Raw genomic sequence first — 210 nt, 5'->3', positions numbered from 1 at the left:
TTCCTTGATGCCCACGCCGAACACCAACTCATCACGGTAGGCGTCGTTGACCGTCGGCGCATCCGCCTTGTCGATGATCACATCCTGACCATCGCCCAGATTGAACAGATAGGTGTCGCGCGCATAGCTGCCGGTCAGCGTGTCGTTGCCGGCGCCGCCTTCAAACACGTTGTCGTAACCTCTCCATCCAGCAAACAACTGGTCATTGCC

1 pseudogene is annotated in these 210 nt (G+C 58.1%); it reads right to left on the bottom strand.

Annotation, left to right across the window (positions count from 1 at the left end):
* Positions 1 to 210: pseudogene (locus tag HA052_RS27330) on the bottom strand (hypothetical protein); the annotation flags it as partial.

The organism is Chromobacterium fluminis (assembly GCF_011602385.1).
In the GTDB taxonomy this organism is placed as follows: domain Bacteria; phylum Pseudomonadota; class Gammaproteobacteria; order Burkholderiales; family Chromobacteriaceae; genus Chromobacterium; species Chromobacterium fluminis.
This window is presented reverse-complemented; position numbering and strand designations above follow the sequence as displayed.